The following is a 13,894-nucleotide window of genomic DNA, read 5'->3' as shown; positions in this document are numbered from 1 at the left end:
GGAGCATGAGGGAAGAAAAGGTATTGAGCGCGCATCCGGTCTCCGACGCCATGCGCGCCAAGGTGCTGGCCAACCTGGCCGAGGTGGAGCGCAGGCACGAGGTCACGGTGCTGTTTGCCTGCGAGTCGGGCAGCCGCGGCTGGGGCTTTGCCTCGCCCGACAGCGACTATGACGTGCGCTTCATCTACGTCCACCGCCTGCCCTGGTATCTGACGGTGGCGCCGGGCCGCGATGTCATAGAGCAGCCGCTCAGCGGCGAGCTCGATGTCAGCGGCTGGGAGCTGCGCAAGGCGCTGGGGCTGCTGCGCGCCTCCAACCCTACGCTGCTTGAATGGCTGCGCTCGCCCGTGGTCTACCGGCAGGAGCAGCCCTGGGCCGAGCGCCTGCATCTGCTGGCCGAGCAGGGCTTTTCGCCGGTGCGCGGCTACCACCACTACGTGGCCATGGCGCGCAAGAACCTGCGCGCCCACCTGCAGGGTGATGTGGTGCGCTACAAGAAGTACTTCTACGTGCTGCGCCCCTTGCTGGCCGCGCGCTGGATACGCGAGGGGCGTGGTGCGCCGCCCATGCGCTTTGCGCAACTGGCGGCGGGCACGCTGGAGGATGCGGGCCTGCTGGCCGAGCTCAATGAGCTGCTGGAGCTCAAGATGCGCCTGGGCGAGGCCGCCAAGGGGCCGCGCCGGGTGCGCGTCCATGATTTCCTGGAGCGCGAGCTGGCCCATGCCATGGCCCATGCGCCCGATCCGGGGGAGCAGGCCGACGCGGCGCCGCTGGACCGCTATCTGGGGGATGCCGTGGCGCGCTTTGGCGGCAATGAATGAAAGAGAAAAATGAAAGTGATCGAGATCGACGGCTCCGCCGGGGAGGGCGGAGGCCAGATGCTGCGCAGCGCGCTGGCGCTGTCCATGTGCACGGGCCAGCCCTTTGCCATGCAGCGCATCCGCGCCGGGCGCGCCAAGCCGGGCCTGATGCGCCAGCACCTGGCCTGCGTCAATGCCGCCGCCGAAATCTGCGGCGCGCAGATGCAGGGCGCCGAGATGAATTCGCAGGCGCTGCAATTCACCCCGGGGCCGGTGCGTGCGGGCGAGTACCGCTTCGTGATCGCCTCGGCGGGCAGTTGCACCCTGCTGCTGCAGACGCTGTGGCCCGCGCTGATGCTGGCCAATGGCGAAAGCCGCCTGACCCTGGGCGGCGGCACCCATAACCCGGCCGCGCCGCCCTTCCACTTCCTGGAGCGCAGCTATGCGCCGCTGCTGCACAGGCTGGGCGCGCGCTGCGAACTGCGGCTGCGCCGGCTGGGCTTTTATCCGGCCGGTGGCGGCGAGATGGACGTGACGATCACGCCGGCAACCAATGGGCTGGTGCCTTTCGATATCACCGAACGCGGCGCCCCCGTGGCCAGCCATGCCGAATGCTTTGCGCCCGCGCTGCCACGCGCGGTGGCCCAGCGCGAACTGGACCATCTGGGCCAGGCCCTGGGCTGGTCTGGCGAGCAGCTGCAGGTGGCTGCCGTGCGCCAGAACGAGGGGCCGGGCAACGCGCTGCTGGCCACGCTGGCCTATGAGCACCTGAGCGAAGTGTTCACGCAGTTCGGCATGAAGGGCGTCAGCGCCGAAAAGGTGGCGCATGACCTGGCGCGCGAGGTGCGCCGCCACCAGGGCAGCCGGGCCGCGCTGGGCCCGTACCTGGCCGACCAATGGGCCCTGCCGCTGGCGCTGGCCGTCTGGCGCAGCGGGCGCGCTGCCAGCTACACCTGCACGGAACTGACGTCACATGCGCGCAGCAATTTCGAGGTGATCGAGCGCTTTGTGCCTGTGCGCTTTACCACGGACGCAACGGGCGACGGCTGGCGTGTTTCGCTCTCGCCAGCCTGAGCGGGGTCAGCGATCGGCCCGCACCAGCGTGCTCTTGCCGAACAGGCTCTCCAGCAGGTCCACCACCAGTTCGGCCGTCTGGTTGCGCACATCCAGCGCGGGATTGAGCTCCACCAGATCCATCGAGCCCAGGCGTCCGGTGTCGGCCAGCATCTCCATGCACAGCTGGGCCTCGCGGTAGCTGGGGCCGCCGCGCACGGGGGTGCCGGTGCCGGGCGCGATGTCGGGATCGAGGTAGTCCACGTCGAAGCTCAGGTGCAGGTGGGTGTCGCTGCCTTCCAGGTCTTCCAGCGCGCGGCGCATGACCTCGCGCATGCCCAGCTCGTCGATGGCGCGCATGTCATAGACCTCCACGCCCAGCGAATACAGCAGGCGCTTTTCCTGGTCATCCACGCTGCGCAGGCCGATCTGGCACAGCGAGGCGGCTGCCAGCGCCGGATCGCCGCCCTGGGACAGCGCGGTGAGCGCCGCGGGCCCCAGGCCGCACAGGCTGGCCACGGGCATGCCGTGCAGGTTGCCGCTGGGCGAGATATCGGGCGTGTTGCAGTCGGCGTGCGCGTCCAGCCAGATCACGCGCAGCGCGCGGCCCCGTCGGCGGCAGTGGGCGGCCACGGCGCTGATCGAGCCCATGGCCAGGCTGTGGTCGCCGCCCAGCATCAGCGGCAGCTCGCCGTCGTCCAGCGCCCGGCCCACGGCCTGGTGCACGGCGTCCATCCAGGCGCGGGCCGGTGCGAGGTGGCGCAGCCCCTGCTCGGGCGGTGTCTGCGGATTGGGCGGGCCTGCCAGATTGCCGATGTCGCTCACCTGGCAGCCCAGCTGGCGCAGCGCCGGGCCCAGGCCGGCCACGCGCAGTGCGTCCGGCCCCATGGCGCTGCCCAGGCGGCTGGCGCCGATGTCGGTGGGCACGCCTATGAGTCTCAGGGCGCGCGCGGTCTGCGGGGTCGTATGGGTGTTCATGCTCATGGGACCCATGGTATGCAGTCCCCGTGTCAGCCAAAGCCGCGTTCTGCCTGCCCGGCCTCGCGCACCAGCCGGTACAGGTCGCGGGGGTCGGCCAGCGCAGGCACCAGGTCGATCGACTGCATCAGTCCGGTGTCGTGGGCCAGCGCGCGCAACCAGCGCAGGGCCGAATAGTCCTCCAGCGCAAAGCCCACGGAGTCGAACAGCGTGATCTCCGTGTCATGCCCGCGGCCCGGCGCCTGGCCGTTGATGACCTGCCACAGCTCGGTCACGGGCGCGTCGGCGGGCAATTGCTGCAGCTCGCCTTCCACGCGCGTCTGGGGCGTGAACTCCACGAAGATGCGCGCGCGCCGCAGCAGTGCCAGAGGCAGCTCGGTCTTGCCGGGGCAATCGCCGCCGACGGCGTTGATGTGGGTGCCCGGGCGCACGTCGGCATCGGCGATCACGCAGGCGCGGTGTTTGGCGGCCGTCACCGTGGTCACGATGTCGGCGCCCTCCAGGGCCTCGGCGCTGCTGGCGCAGCAGGTGATGCGCTGGGCCGCGATGCCCGCATGGCCCAGGTTGTCCACCAGCTTGCGCATGGTCTGGACATCGATGTCGAAGATGCGCAGCCGTTCCACGCCCAGCAGGTGGGTGAACGCCAGGGCCTGGAATTCGGACTGCGATCCTGCGCCGATCAGCGCCATGCTGCGGCAGCCCGGCCGTGCCAGCCGGCGCGCGGCCAGCGCCGAGGTGGCGGCGGTGCGCAGCGCCGTGGCCAGCGTCAGGTCGGACAGGAAGACCGGCAGGCCCGTGGCCACGTCGGCCAGGGCGCCGAAGGCCATCACCGTGGGCAGGTCCCGATCGGCGTTGTCCGGGTGGCCGTTGACGTACTTGAAGGCGTAGTCGAGCGCATCGGACACGGGCATGAGCTCGATCACGCCGCCGGGCGAATGGTGGGCGATGCGGGCCGATTTCTCGAAATCGGGCCAGCGTGCGAAGTCTTCCTCGATGGCATCGGCCAGGCCGGCCAGGCAGGCGGCAACGCCGACCTGCGCCACCAGGCGTGCGGCCTGCGTGGCGCCGAGGAAATCCGTGTGGACGGGCGTGGTTCGAGGCTTCATGGTGCTCTCCCTCGCGGTTGCTTCCACTGTAGGCCCGGGCCGAAGCGCAGGCAAGCGGGTTTCGGCTGGCGCCTGCGCGGGGAATCGCGGTGCGCGTATGCTCGGCACCCAAGCTATGAACCAACTGCATCTGTTTTTGCCCTGCGCCGCCGGCGTTGAGGGATTTCTGGCCGACGAGGTCCACGCGATCACCGGCCTGAGCGGCCACGACCTCATGGTGGGCCGTGGCGGCGTGATGGTGCGCGGCCTGTGGCGCGACGCCCTGCTGCTGAACCTGCACAGCCGACTGGCCCAGCGCGTGCTGGTGCAGCTGTCGCAGACCCTGTACCGCAACGAGAACGACCTGTACCGCGCCGCCAGCGAAGTGGCCTGGGAGATCTGGTTCTCCCCGCGCGAGAGCTTCAAGATCGAGGTCACGGCCCAGCACAGCCCGCTGACCAGCCTCAACTTCGCGGCGCTGCGCGTCAAGGACGCCATTGCCGACCGCTTCCGCGACAGGAAGGGCGTGCGCCCCGACGTGGAAACGCGCCACCCCGACGTGCGCGTGCACCTGCACCTGACGACCGACGAGGCCACCATCTACATCGACACCTCGGGCGAGGCGCTGTTCAAGCGCGGCTGGCGCGAGGACAAGGGCGATGCGCCGCTCAAGGAAACCCTGGCCGCGGCCATGATCGCCGCCACGGGCTGGGACCCGCATGGCGACGATCCCCAGCCGCTGTACGACCCCTGCTGCGGCAGCGGCACGGTGCTGATCGAGGCTGCGCAGATTGCACGCCGCATTCCGGCCGGCATCCTGCGGCGCTTCGCGTTCGAGAAGCTGGTGCCCTTCCAGAGGCATGTGTGGGAAGCCATGCTGGACGAGGCCGAGGCCGCCATCCTGCCCGACAGCCCCGTGGCCATCTATGGCTCCGACGTGTCCCACCGCATGGTGGACTTTGCCCAGCGCAACGCCGAGCGCGCGGGCGTGGGCCAGACCGTGCAACTGCGCGGTGGCGACGCGCTGCAGCGCATGCCGCCCTGCGAGCAGTCCGGCCTGATGCTGCTGAACCCGCCCTATGGCGAGCGCATTGCCGCAGCCGGCTCGGCCGGCCGCAGCGCCGGCGAACGCATGGAAGTGGTCGAGCGCGCGGGCCGCGAGACGGCCCAGACCGAGGACGGCGTGGAATTCTTCAGCCAGCTGGCCACCCACTGGAAGAAGAACTACAGCGGCTGGAGCGCCTGGATGCTCACGCCCGACCTCAAGCTGCCCGGCAAGATGCGCCTGAAGGAGGCGCGTCGCACGCCCATGTGGAACGGCCCCATCGAATGCCGGCTGTTCCGCTTCGACATGATCCGTGGCGCAGTCAAGCCCAGAAAGGCCGCCGAAGGCCCGGCAGAGGGCGCCGCGCCATGAAGATCGTGCTGCGCTGGCCGCAGTGCAACGACGGCTACGAAGGTCCCCTGCCCCGGCCCGTAGTGCTTGATACCAATGTGGTCCTTGACATGCTGATCTTCGACGATCCGCATGTTCCGCCGATCCGCGAACTGGTGGAGCAGGGACAGATGCGCTGGATCGCCGACCAGGCCCAGCGCCTCGAACTCGAGCGCGTGCTGCACTACAGCCAGATCGCGCCGCGCGTGGCTTTCTACGGCAAGACGGTCGAGGGCGTGCTCTCGGCCTTTGACGGAGCGGTCGAGTACGTGGCCGATGCGCCGCGCATCCGCTTTGCCTGCACCGACCCCGACGACCAGCATTTCCTGGACCTGGCCAGCCAGCACCAGGCGCTGCTGATCAGCAAGGACAAGGCCGTGCTCAAGCTGCGCAAGCGCGTGGCCGGCCTGGGCGCCACCGTGGGCAACATCCTGCTGGCCGAGCAGGAAGAGGCGCTGGCCGCCTGACGCCCTGGATACTGTTGTGCAGCAACCACCCAGGCGGCAACGGGGCAACAGGCTGGGTGCGGCCAGCTTGAAGGCTTTCTCCTAAACTGGCGGCCATGCAGCAGGGGCAAGCCCTTCTGCCAGGAGGACGGCCTCCCCCACATCGGGACATGCATGCGCCGGGACGACCCGGCTCCACAAGGAGTTTTCCATGGCATGGGTCTATCTGTTGGTGGCGGGGCTGCTCGAAGTGGTCTGGGCGTTCTCGATGAAGCAATCGCACGGCTTCACGCGCCTGGTGCCCAGCGCCATCACCATCGTCACCATGATCGCCAGCTTCGGCCTGCTGGCCGTGGCCATGCGCAGCCTGCCGCTGGGCACGGCCTACACGATCTGGACCGGCATCGGCGCCGTGGGCGCCTTCCTGGTCGGAATCACGGTCCTGGGCGAGCAGGTCAGCGCCATGCGCATCGGCGCGGCCGTGCTCATCGTCTCGGGCCTGGTGCTGATGAAGATGTCTTCGGACTGAGCGGGGCCGCTTCCTGCCGGCCAGGCCGGCAGGAGGTCGGGGACCGGGCTCAGAACCTGGTTCAGAAGCGGTATTTGACGCCCACCATCAGATTGCGCGGCGTGCCGTAGTGGCTGTAGTAGCCCGCGTAGCTGAAGTACTTGCGGTCCAGGGCGTTGTTCAGGTGCACCGACGCACTCCAGTGCCGGTCGATGTCATAGCGTGCCATCAGGTTCACCACGGCATAGCTGGCCTGCCGCACCGTGGCGTCGCCCACCTCGCTTTGCCAGTTCACTCCGCCGCCCAGTGTCAGCCCCTGTAGTGCGCCGCCCAGGCGGTAGCTGCTGAACAGCTTGACGCTGTTGCGCGGCAGCATGGTGTTGATGCGCTGGCCCTCTGCATTCGTGGTCAGGGTGTTGGCATAGCCGGCAGAGACCTGCCAGCCCGGCGCCAGCTCGCCGCTCAGTTCCACCTCCAGCCCCTGGGAGGTGGTGTTCTGCTCGGCCTTGTAGACATTGCTGCCCGGGAATTGCGCCTGCCACACCGCCAGGTTGTCCTGCTTGAGGTTGAACAGGGCCAGGCTGGAGTTGAGCTTGCCGTCCAGGTGCCTGCCCTTGATGCCGACCTCCAGTCCCCGGCCTTCCATGGGCGCCAGCGTGGCATTGTTCTCGTCGCGCACCCAGGAGGCCTGGGGGTTGAAGATCTTGGTGTAGCTGGCGTACAGCGCCCACTGAGGCGTCATGTCGTAGACGGCGCCCACGTAGGGGATGAAGGCGCCGTTTTCCCGGGCGCGGGTGGTGGTGGCCTCTCCGGTGTCCGGCGTGCTGGCGGTATCGCGCCCCCAGTAGATCTGGCGGCTGCCCAGGATCAGGCGCAGCGGCTCGGAGATGCGGAAACGTCCGGTCAGATAGCCTGCGTACTGGTGCTCCCTGGTGGAGAAGCGGCCGCTGGTCGCGAAGTCGGGCACGGGATTGCTGCCGTCATAGGTGAACAGGTTGTCTATGCGGCCTGCGGCCGAGTCGGAGTAGTCGTAGAGCCAGCTGCCGGAGGTGGGTCCCTTGTCCTCGAAGCGCGACAGCGTCAGGCCGGCGATCAACTCGTGCTCGCGGCCGAACAGTTTGAGCGGGCCGGTCAGGTACATGTCGAGGTTGTGCTGGCGCGGCTGCCCCTGAAAGCGCACGGGCAGCAGGCTGGTGCCGCTGCCATCGGCCTGCAGCGTGCCGTTGAGGTAGGTGTAGACCGAGTCGTAGCGGTCCTGGCCGTAGGCGTACTCGACCTTGCCGGTCCAGCCGCCGCTCAGCTCGCGCTCGATGGAGGTGAAGAAGCCGCTTTGCTCATGGTTGTTGTACGACCAGTTCGGCGATCCGTTCAGGGCGCGGGGCAGCCGGGTGGCACTGCCGTCCGGAAACCGCGACGGCAGGCCCGAGCGCATCGGCGCATCCACATCGTTGCGCAGGTAGCTGAAGCCCACGGTCCACAGGGTCCGGTCGTCGAGATCGACCTCGGCGATGCCGTACAGCAGGCGCGAGTTCTGGTGGTAGCGCTCCAGCCAGGCATCGCCCGATTGGTAGTCCGCAACCAGGCGCGCGCGGGCCGAGCCGTCCTGGTTCAGCGGGCGGGAGATGTCCAGGCCCGCGCCTCGGCGTCCCCAGCTGCCGGCATCGACATTGAGTTGCGTCTGGGGTCTGGCCGTGGGGCGCTTGCGGATCAGGTTGATGGTGGCCGAGGGGTTGCCCATGCCGCTGATGAGGCCCGTGGCGCCGCGCACGATCTCCACGCGGTCGTACATGGCCATGTGCTGGGTGTACTGGTTCAGGCCCGCAGCCGTGGGCACGCCATCGATCTCGTAGTTCTGGATCTCGAAACCCCGCGACCAGTAGCCGTCGCTTTCGGCACCCAGGCCGTCGCGCGTGACGATGATGCCGGGCGCTGCCTCCAGCATGTCGCTGAGCCGCGTGGTGCCCAGATCCTCCAGCCGCTGGCGCGTCATCACGGTCAGCGCCTGGGGCGTCTCCTGGGGAGCCAGGTTCAGGCGCGTGGAGCTGCTGGACGATGCCGTGGTGTAGGAGTCCGTGCCCTCCGTGGTCGAGCCCGGGGCCTTGCCGGACACGGTCACCGTGGCCAGGCTGACGCCTTGCTCCGGCAAAGGCGCTGCCGACGCAGGCAGGGCGCTGGCCTGGGGCGCAGTCCGCACGCCGAGCACGCCCTGGGCATCGCGCGTGAGCACCAGGCCGCTGCCGGCCAGCGCGGCCTGCAGCGCCTGCTCCGCCGTGTAGCTGCCCTGGATCGCCGGCGCCTGCTTGCCCGAGGCCAGGGCGGGGTCCAGCGACAGCGTGCGGCCGCTGTGCTGGCCAATGGCCAGCAGCGTCCGGGCCAGTGGCCCGGCTGGCAGGTCATAGCGTTGGCGCTGGGCGGCTTCGGCGCCGGAGGCTACCGCGGCCTCCTGGGCGGTCTGGGCCTGGACGGGCAGGGTGGCGATGAGGGCGGCCAGGGCTGCGGCATGGGCCACGGGGCGCCATGCGAAAAGAGAGCGGGACATGCTTGTGGACTCCGGAGAATGGGGGATGACACAGGACATGTCGCGCGAGCGGGTCGGATGTGATCACCCCTGGCGCAGTTTTTTGGAGCCCCGCGTTGACCGGGCCTCAGGCCGCATCGATCAGCGTCAGCCAGCCGCCGCGATAGCGCGTCACGCGGATGGGCAGGCTGCTGGCCAGCGCCTGCAGCGCATGGTCGGTATCGTCCAGCGGGAAGGTGCCCAGCACGCGCAGCCGGGAGGCGGCAGGGGCGACGCGCAACAGGCCGGTCCGGTAAGGCCGCAGGGCTTCGACCACCGAGTCCAGCGGCCAATCGTCCACGGCCAGCATGCCGCTTTGCCAGGCCGCTGCCGCCTCGGCGCGCGCCAGGGCCTCGGAAATGGCGGCCCCGTCCATCCAGGCGCTGGCGCCGGCCCGCAGCGGGGACTGTGCGCCCAGCCGTGTGTGCAGGTCCACGTCCTGCGCGAGCGCGGCCACCTGCGTGCGCTCTTCCTGCAGGCGCACCATGAAGCGCGCGCCGTGCGCTGCCGGCACCTGGGCCTGGCCATGCCGGGTCTGCACGGTGAAGGGGCTGCCGGCCGGCACCTGCGCGATCAGCGCGCCCTGGCGCAGATGCACGCGGCGGCGGTCGGCGCCCAGGTCGATATCGATGGCGCTGCGCGCGTCCAGCAGCAGCCGGCTGCCGTCGGCCAACTCCAGGCTGCGCCGCTCGGCCGTGGCGGTATGGGCATCGGCCAGCAGGCCGGGCAGCGGCGTGAATCGGTGGGCCACCAGGCCTCCCAGGGCCGCGCCCGCAAAGGCCAGTGCGCCGCCCGCAATGCGCCTGCGGCGGCGGTCGGGCTGCAGCAGTGCGTTCAGCGCTGCATCGGCTGACGCATGGCTGGAGGTGTGTGGCGCCAGCGGTTGGAGCACGCGCTCCAGCGAGCCGCTCACCTGGGACCACGCGGCTTCGTGGGCCGGGTCGGCCTGTCGCCAACGGTCCAGGGCCTTGCGCTGGTGCTCGGTCATGGCTCCCGAGCGCGACTCCACCAGCCAGGCGATGGCCTGCTGGCGCAGGGCGGCGGCCGAGGTGGCACTCATTGCGGCAGCGCCGTTGCGCAGTCCAGTGCGCAGCAGGCGGCTATGGCGCGGCCCATGTGGCGCCGCACGGTGATCTCGGCAATGTCCAGGCGCAGTGCGATCTCCCGGTAGGGCATGTCGTGCAATTGGTTGAGCAGCAGCACGCGGCGCGTGGTGGGTGGCAGCGACTGCAGCACGCGGTCCACGGCCTGCAGCGCCTGCACGAGGGCATAGCGCTCCTCTTCCGAGGGCTGGTGGACGGCGGGTTGGGCCGCCAGCGCTTCCAGGTAGGCCTGCTCCAGGTCGCGCCTGCGCCAGAAGGAGAACAGCGTGCGCTTGGCCATGGTGGTCAGGTAGGCGCGCGGGTTGTCCAGCGGTGGAAGGTGGCGGGTGGTGAGCAGTTGCACGAAGGTGTCGTGCGTCAGGTCTTGCGCCTGTGCGGTGTCGCCCAGCTTGCGGCGCAGCCAGCCTTGCAGCCAGCCATGGTGGTCTGCGTAGAGCACGGCGACGGGAGGTGGCGGCAGGGGATGGGCGGGCATGCGGCGGGACAGGTGATGGGATGGGAATGCGTCTCAATTATCGCGCCATGCCCTCACTCCCCGTGATTCACCTCGCCCGCGAGGCCCTCAGCGGCCCGTGCCCAGCTCCAATGTCAGGCGCAGCATGTCGCGGTGCTGCACGCCGCGCTCCCACAGCTGGGTGGTGTAGTGCCTGAGGAAGAAATCCCGGTCTATGCCCGTCACGCGAAAACCCGCGCGCTGGTAGAAGACCAGCTGGTCGCCGAAGCTGCCCGTGCCGACCTCGATGCGCGGCGCTCGCTGGGAGCGCGCCCATTCGATGGCACGCCGCAGCAGGGCGGTGCCCAGGCCCCGGTGGTGCAGCGATTCCGCGACCGCGATGTTCATCAGCTCCCAGGCGGGTGGGGCCGATGCCTCATCGCCGCTGGCGCGCAGCGGCACCAGCACGCACATGCCCAATACCTCGCCGCGCCCGCCGGGACGCGGCGGCTGGCCTTCGCGCTGGAAGGACTCGCGCGCGGCAAAACAGGTGGAGCCCGCCAGATAGCCGCGCACCTTCTCCCGCGACGGATCCGCCGACAGCAGCAGCGGCCACGGCGCCTCGGCCGGGTTCAGCGGCTCTATGTGCCAGGGTGCGAGAGAAGCGGAAGGCGCGGTCATAAGCCTGAATCATCCCATGCCTGACATTGGGACGCAGTTGGGCTCCTCTGCGGAATCTTGACGTGCGCTTACAACTGTGCCTTTGCACGGGCAGATCTAGTGGTTTATACTTAGACCTAGGGTAAACGCTTAGAGGGTTTTCCCGGCATTCGCGGCACTTGAGATGCATGCCGCCAGTGATTGTTGAGCGTCTCAGTAAGGAAGTTCACCATGCGCCAAGCAATCTATTCCCTGATCGATTTCATCCAGCAAGCCCGCAACGCCGAGCTCGAAATCGCCAACCAGTAATCCGGTTGGAGGCAGGTGCGCCCTGAAGCGCGCCCACCGATGCGATCGCCCCATTGCCGATGATGGCCTTGGGGCTTTTGTGTTTCTGGGCGCCGGGCTTGCGGGCGCCGGGCTGCCCTGTAGCCCTGGCTACAGGCCCAGCACCAGCCTGCCGCTCCTGGCGCGCGAGCAGCAGCTCATCATCTTGGTGCAGGCCGCGCGCTCGCCGCGCGTGAGCACCATGTCGCGGTGGTCCACCTCGCCGTCGAGCACGGGCACTTCGCAGGACCCGCACAGCCCTTCCCGGCAGTCGCTTTGCACTTCGATCTTCGCGCTGCGCAGGGCGTCCAGCAGCGTCTGGTCGTTGCGCACCTGCAGCACAAGGCCCGAGGCGCGCAGTTCCACCTCGAAGCCCTGCTCCCTGGCAGGGTCCAGCGCCCCCACGGTGGAGACGAAATGCTCCACGCGCAGGCTGTCCTCGGGCCAGTGGCGGCTGGCGGCCTCCAGGCCGTCCAGCAGGCGCGCCGGTCCGCAGGCATGGATGCGGGCTCCGGCGCGCGGCGTGGCCAGCAAGGCGGCGTAGTCGGCGCGCCGGCCCTCCTCCGCCACGTACAGATGCAGCCTGGCGCCATGCTCGGCCAGCAGCGGTGCCAGCAGCGCCATGCCCGCGCGGCGCCGGCCGCTGTAGTGGATCTCATAGGACAGGCCCAATGCCCTGGCGCGCCGTGCCATGGCCGAGATGGGCGTGATGCCGATGCCGCCGGCCACCAGGATCAGGTGGCTGGCGCCTTCGTCCAGCGGGAAATGGTTGCGCGGGCCCCGCAGCTGTACGGTGGCGCCGCGGTGCAGATGCTTGTGCACCCAGGCCGAGCCGCCACGGCCGTTGGCCTCGCGCAGCACGGCAATCTCGTAGCTGCCGGTGTCCTGCGGGTCGCCGCACAGCGAGTACTGGCGTGACAGGCCCGTGTCGCCGCATTGCAGGTCGATGTGCGAGCCCGGCGTCCAGCGCGGCAGGGCGTGTCCATCGGCGGCCTTCAGGCGCAGGCGCAGCACGCCTTCGGCGGCGGCCTCGGCCTCGGCCACGACCATGGGCCGGCTGGCGCCGCCCTGCAGGGCTTCGCCGATGCGCACGGGCTGGCGCGCCTGCAGCAGGGCGGGACGGGCGCGCTCGGGGTTGAGGGCCGGGTCCCACTCCACCCACAGGTGCTCGGGGCCCCGGAACGAGGTGTTGGGCACGTAGGTGAACCGCTGCTCGGCCAGCCGCATGTGGGGAAGGCGGCGCGTGAACTCCTCCAGGAAGATCTGCATCTCCATGCGCGCCAGGTTCTTGCCCATGCACTGGTGCGAGCCATAGCCGAAGGTCAGATGGTCGCCGGCGTTGTCGCGGTGGATGTCGAAGAAGTCGGCATCGGCGAAATGCCGCTCGTCGTGGTTGGCCGACGAGGTCACGATGAGCAGCTTCGAGCCCGCCGGCACGGCCACGCCGCCGATCACCACGTCGCGCGTGGCCAGGCGCCGCCAGGCGGCCACCGAGCCGTTGTGGCGCAGGCATTCCTCCACGGCATTGGGGATCAGCGCGGGGTTCTCGCAGATCTGCTTCCAGGCGCCGGGATGCTGCAGCAGCAGCTTGACGGCGTTGGCCGTGGCATTGGCCGTGGTCTCGTGCGCGGCCACGATGCCGGCCATCATCATGGAGTGCAGGTAGGAGTCGGTGACGACCTCGGGAAGCTCCTTTTGCTTGCGTATGCCGTATTGCATCCAGCCCGGCGCATCGGGGTTCTCGCGCATCTTGGCCAGCACCTTGCCGGCCAGCTGCCAGAAGTTGCCCACCGCATGGGCCACGGCCACCTGCTGCTCGGGCCGGGGCCGGCCCCAGGTGTTGACGGTGTGGGCGATCGAGTACTCGCGCAGCCTGTCCATGTCCTCCTCGGGCACGCCGAGAAAGTGCAGGGCCACGGTCAGCGGCACCTCCCACAGCATCTGGTCCACAAGGTCGGCGCGGCCGTCGTCGATGAAGCGGTCCACATAGGCGCGCGCCAGCTCGCGCACCATGGGCTCGTGGTGGCGCAGCTCCTCGGGCGTGAACGGGTCCATCAGCGCGCGGCGGCGCGGCATGTGGGCGGGCTCGTCCTCGTTGACCAGGGTGCGGTTCAGCGCGAAGCCGTAGGAGGCCAGCACGGCATTGGCCTCCTCGCCCGTGGGCGTGATCTTCTCCAGCGCGATCGAGGGACTGAAGGCGATGTTGTCGCGGAACACCGCCTTGATGTCGTCGAAGCGCGTGACCACCCAGTAGCCCAGTTGCGGGCTGTAGAACACCGGCTCCTGCTCGCGCGCCCAGCGCACATATTCGGGCGGGTCCTGCTGGTAACCGTCGCTGAACGGGTCGAAGGCCGCGGCACCCGCGCTGACGGGGCAGCCCGTGGGGCCGGTCTGGCCGCTGGGCTGGCGGTGGTCGAAGGGGCAGCGCGCGGAGGCTGGCGCAGAGCCGGACGCAAAAGCGGACGCAAAGGCGGACGGGGCGGTGTCGGGGGCGGCGGAGGCAGTCATG

12 protein-coding genes are annotated in these 13,894 nt (G+C 69.5%); 5 read left to right on the top strand and 7 right to left on the bottom strand.

Translation table 11 applies throughout. From position 1 onward, the window contains the following. The first annotated feature begins 5 nt into the window (after positions 1 to 5). Both DELCS14_RS28935 and rtcA read left to right on the top strand, forming a co-directional pair. Positions 6 to 821: a nucleotidyltransferase domain-containing protein gene (locus DELCS14_RS28935; RefSeq protein WP_013804747.1), complete on the top strand. Its 816-nt coding sequence runs from the start codon at positions 6 to 8 to the stop codon at positions 819 to 821. Between the two features lie 9 nt (positions 822 to 830). Next, positions 831 to 1,874, top strand: coding sequence for an RNA 3'-terminal phosphate cyclase (gene rtcA / locus DELCS14_RS28930; RefSeq protein WP_013804746.1), 1,044 nt, complete (start codon positions 831 to 833; stop codon positions 1,872 to 1,874). Positions 1,875 to 1,880: 6 nt separating this feature from the next. On the opposite strand, the gene rocF is transcribed toward rtcA, so the two are convergent. Continuing rightward, positions 1,881 to 2,846 (bottom strand): arginase, encoded by a 966-nt coding sequence (gene rocF, locus DELCS14_RS28925; RefSeq protein WP_013804745.1) that lies wholly within the window; start codon positions 2,844 to 2,846, stop codon positions 1,881 to 1,883. Between the two features lie 17 nt (positions 2,847 to 2,863). Then, positions 2,864 to 3,937, bottom strand: a complete 1,074-nt coding sequence (locus DELCS14_RS28920) for an ornithine cyclodeaminase (protein ID WP_013804744.1) — start codon at positions 3,935 to 3,937, stop codon at positions 2,864 to 2,866. Positions 3,938 to 4,052: 115 nt separating this feature from the next. Here DELCS14_RS28920 and DELCS14_RS28915 point away from each other — a divergent pair, with 115 nt between their 5' ends. From DELCS14_RS28915 to sugE, 3 genes are all read left to right on the top strand, one after another. Further along, positions 4,053 to 5,333 (top strand): THUMP domain-containing protein, encoded by a 1,281-nt coding sequence (locus DELCS14_RS28915; protein ID WP_013804743.1) that lies wholly within the window; start codon positions 4,053 to 4,055, stop codon positions 5,331 to 5,333. Continuing rightward, the gene (locus DELCS14_RS28910) at positions 5,330 to 5,818 is read left to right on the top strand and encodes a putative toxin-antitoxin system toxin component, PIN family (protein ID WP_012202616.1); all 489 of its coding nucleotides are present in this window, start codon (positions 5,330 to 5,332) and stop codon (positions 5,816 to 5,818) included. The genes DELCS14_RS28915 and DELCS14_RS28910 overlap by 4 nt, the downstream gene beginning before the upstream one ends. 190 nt (positions 5,819 to 6,008) lie before the next feature. Continuing rightward, positions 6,009 to 6,326 (top strand): quaternary ammonium compound efflux SMR transporter SugE, encoded by a 318-nt coding sequence (gene sugE, locus DELCS14_RS28905; protein ID WP_013804742.1) that lies wholly within the window; start codon positions 6,009 to 6,011, stop codon positions 6,324 to 6,326. Between the two features lie 61 nt (positions 6,327 to 6,387). On the opposite strand, the gene DELCS14_RS28900 is transcribed toward sugE, so the two are convergent. The 5 genes from DELCS14_RS28900 to DELCS14_RS28880 form a co-directional block, all read right to left on the bottom strand. Continuing rightward, complete coding sequence (locus DELCS14_RS28900; protein ID WP_013804741.1) at positions 6,388 to 8,844, bottom strand: TonB-dependent siderophore receptor; 2,457 nt, start codon at positions 8,842 to 8,844, stop codon at positions 6,388 to 6,390. Between the two features lie 106 nt (positions 8,845 to 8,950). Further along, positions 8,951 to 9,922 carry a FecR domain-containing protein gene (locus DELCS14_RS28895; RefSeq protein ID WP_013804740.1) on the bottom strand — a complete coding sequence of 324 codons (972 nt, stop codon included), beginning with the start codon at positions 9,920 to 9,922 and terminating at the stop codon, positions 8,951 to 8,953. Next, the gene (locus tag DELCS14_RS28890) at positions 9,919 to 10,440 is read right to left on the bottom strand and encodes a sigma-70 family RNA polymerase sigma factor (protein WP_013804739.1); all 522 of its coding nucleotides are present in this window, start codon (positions 10,438 to 10,440) and stop codon (positions 9,919 to 9,921) included. Before DELCS14_RS28890 ends, DELCS14_RS28895 begins: the two co-directional genes overlap by 4 nt. Positions 10,441 to 10,527: 87 nt before the next feature. Further along, complete coding sequence (locus tag DELCS14_RS28885) at positions 10,528 to 11,079, bottom strand: GNAT family N-acetyltransferase (RefSeq protein WP_013804738.1); 552 nt, start codon at positions 11,077 to 11,079, stop codon at positions 10,528 to 10,530. A gap of 417 nt (positions 11,080 to 11,496) precedes the next feature. Then, entirely contained in the window at positions 11,497 to 13,893 is a 2,397-nt protein-coding gene (locus tag DELCS14_RS28880; protein ID WP_013804737.1) for a cytochrome P450/oxidoreductase, read from the bottom strand. Between the last annotated feature and the right edge of the window lies 1 nt (position 13,894).

This window comes from Delftia sp. Cs1-4 (genome assembly GCF_000214395.1).
Lineage (GTDB): Bacteria > Pseudomonadota > Gammaproteobacteria > Burkholderiales > Burkholderiaceae_C > Comamonas > Comamonas acidovorans.
The sequence above is the reverse complement of the archived record's forward strand: the minus strand, read 5'-3'. Positions and strand labels throughout refer to the sequence as shown.

Bases quoted from the DNA above. Each gene is read 5' to 3' on its own strand.
- DELCS14_RS28935 (WP_013804747.1), top strand. From the start codon at position 6: ATGAGGGAAGAAAAGGTATTGAGCGCGCATCCGGTCTCCGACGCCATG.
- rtcA (WP_013804746.1), top strand. From the start codon at position 831: ATGAAAGTGATCGAGATCGACGGCTCCGCCGGGGAGGGCGGAGGCCAG.
- rocF (WP_013804745.1), bottom strand. From the start codon at position 2,846: ATGGGTCCCATGAGCATGAACACCCATACGACCCCGCAGACCGCGCGC.
- DELCS14_RS28920 (WP_013804744.1), bottom strand. From the start codon at position 3,937: ATGAAGCCTCGAACCACGCCCGTCCACACGGATTTCCTCGGCGCCACG.
- DELCS14_RS28915 (WP_013804743.1), top strand. From the start codon at position 4,053: ATGAACCAACTGCATCTGTTTTTGCCCTGCGCCGCCGGCGTTGAGGGA.
- DELCS14_RS28910 (WP_012202616.1), top strand. From the start codon at position 5,330: ATGAAGATCGTGCTGCGCTGGCCGCAGTGCAACGACGGCTACGAAGGT.
- sugE (WP_013804742.1), top strand. From the start codon at position 6,009: ATGGCATGGGTCTATCTGTTGGTGGCGGGGCTGCTCGAAGTGGTCTGG.
- DELCS14_RS28900 (WP_013804741.1), bottom strand. From the start codon at position 8,844: ATGTCCCGCTCTCTTTTCGCATGGCGCCCCGTGGCCCATGCCGCAGCC.
- DELCS14_RS28895 (WP_013804740.1), bottom strand. From the start codon at position 9,922: ATGAGTGCCACCTCGGCCGCCGCCCTGCGCCAGCAGGCCATCGCCTGG.
- DELCS14_RS28890 (WP_013804739.1), bottom strand. From the start codon at position 10,440: ATGCCCGCCCATCCCCTGCCGCCACCTCCCGTCGCCGTGCTCTACGCA.
- DELCS14_RS28885 (WP_013804738.1), bottom strand. From the start codon at position 11,079: ATGACCGCGCCTTCCGCTTCTCTCGCACCCTGGCACATAGAGCCGCTG.
- DELCS14_RS28880 (WP_013804737.1), bottom strand. From the start codon at position 13,893: ATGACTGCCTCCGCCGCCCCCGACACCGCCCCGTCCGCCTTTGCGTCC.